We start from the raw sequence: 2,255 nt of genomic DNA on the forward strand, positions 1-2,255 counted from the left end.
GCCCCTATGCGTTCGGGGCGGGGATATCCACACTGCTGTGGATGGGTTCGCCCATTCGGAGACCCCCGGGTCGAAGGATGTGTGCTCCTCGCCGGGGATTATCGCAGCTTGCCGCGTCCTTCATCGGCTCCCTGTGCCAAGGCATCCGCCGTGCGCCCGTGGTATCTTGCGGGACCGCATCGGGCCCGCGGGATATCCACGTGTCGCTAAATTAAATTAATCGATATCATGAATAGCGCTCGTATGTCGCAATTCGGGTATCTCATACCGCGGCACAGTGTCCTCACTGTGCTCGCGATCAGATGCTCCTCACTCATTATTAAGTGAATTCTTCTTGTTTGGATCGGATGAATGATTGCTATCATTCTTGATTTAATCGCAGAAAAGAATCGAGTCTGGAAGAGAAACTCTTCCATCTCTCTCCTATCGCTATGCGGCTCTCAAGGTACGCGGGTGCGACCCCGGGGACCGGGTGCTGCGGGGACGTACCGGGAAGACATCTGCCGGACGGGCTCCTGCCCTCTATTCGAGTTAAGTTGATCTCTCTAGAAGATTTATCTCCCTAGAAAGGAGGTGATCCAGCCGCACCTTCCGGTACGGCTACCTTGTTACGACTTCACCCCCCTCACCCTCCACACCTTCGGCGCCTCCCCCCTTGCGGTTGGGCCGGCGACTTCGGGTGCAGACGACTCGGGTGGTGTGACGGGCGGTGTGTACAAGGCCCGGGAACGCATTCACCGCGGCATGCTGATCCGCGATTACTAGCAACTCCGACTTCATGGGGGCGGGTTGCAGCCCCCAATCCGAACTGGGGCCGGCTTTCCGGGATCCGCTCCCCCTCGCGGGGTGGCATCCCTCTGTACCGGCCATTGTAGCACGTGTGCAGCCCAGGGCATAAGGGGCATGATGACTTGACGTCGTCCCCGCCCTCCTCCGCCTTGACGGCGGCGGTCCCGCGTGGGTTCCCGGCATCACCCGATGGCAACACGCGGCGGGGGTTGCGCTCGTTGCGGGACTTAACCCAACATCTCACGACACGAGCTGACGACAGCCATGCACCACCTGTATGGGCTCCTCTCGGCCACGGGGTCTCCCCCGCTTCACCCATATGTCAAGCCCTGGTAAGGTTCTTCGCGTTGCTTCGAATTAAGCCACATGCTCCGCTGCTTGTGCGGGCCCCCGTCAATTCCTTTGAGTTTTAGCCTTGCGGCCGTACTCCCCAGGCGGGACGCTTAATGCGTTGGCTGCGGCACGGGGGGATCGTCCCCCCACACCTAGCGTCCATCGTTTACGGCTGGGACTACCAGGGTATCTAATCCTGTTCGCTCCCCCAGCTTTCGCGCCTCAGCGTCGGTCTCGGCCCAGAGGGCCGCCTTCGCCACCGGTGTTCCACCCGATATCTGCGCATTCCACCGCTACACCGGGTGTTCCACCCTCCCCTACCGGACCCAAGCCGCGGAGGTTCCGGGGGCTTCGGGGGGTTGAGCCCCCCGCTTCGACCCCCGGCCTGCCGGGCCGCCTACGCGCGCTTTACGCCCAATGAATCCGGATAACGCTCGCCCCCTACGTATTACCGCGGCTGCTGGCACGTAGTTAGCCGGGGCTTCTTCTGCAGGTACAGTCTTGACTCTTCCCTGCTGAAAGCGGTTTACGACCCGAAGGCCTCCGTCCCGCACGCGGCGTCGCTGCGTCAGGGTTCCCCCCATTGCGCAAGATTCCCCACTGCTGCCTCCCGTAGGAGTCTGGGCCGTGTCTCAGTCCCAATCTGGCCGGTCGGTCTCTCAACCCGGCTACCCGTTGTCGGCACGGTGGGCCGTCACCCCGCCGTCTACCTGATGGGCCGCGGAGCCATCCCCTCCCGTCGGGGCTTTAGCCGGGGTGCCATGCGGCACCCCGGGGTATCCGGTATTACCCGTCCTTTCGGGCGGCTATCCCGGGGGAGGGGGCAGGTTCTCCACGTGTTACTCAGCCGTTCGCCACTCGCTTCTGCCCGAAGGCAGGTGCCGTTCGACTTGCATGTGTTAGGCGCGCCGCCAGCGTTCATCCTGAGCCAGGATCGAACTCTCCGTCCAAAGTAAATGGGCTTCGAGCCCGTCCGGTCCTCTCAGTTCATCGCTGATCGGTTCCGTTCGATTCATATGGTTTTAGTATAGGAAAAGGAATTTCTCGGGGCCGCCTCTCGGCGGCCTTGCGAAAAACAAATCCAAGTTAGACCATTTCAAATGGTTCGATGTCTGCCCGGATGCGACACTGAA

Annotated in this window: 2 rRNA genes (1 of these 2 cut by a window edge); both read right to left on the minus strand. The window is 61.5% G+C overall.

The features are described from left to right. Window positions 1-172 (minus strand): 23S ribosomal RNA (locus DW823_RS09495) (it extends 2,879 nt beyond the left edge of the window). Between the two features lie 394 nt (window positions 173-566). Then, window positions 567-2,072: ribosomal RNA gene (locus DW823_RS09505) — 16S ribosomal RNA — on the minus strand. Together the 16S and 23S rRNA genes form the textbook arrangement of a ribosomal RNA operon. Window positions 2,073-2,255: the final 183 nt, after the last annotated feature.

The organism is Collinsella sp. AM34-10 (assembly GCF_003469185.1).
Classification (GTDB): Bacteria; Actinomycetota; Coriobacteriia; order Coriobacteriales; family Coriobacteriaceae; genus Collinsella.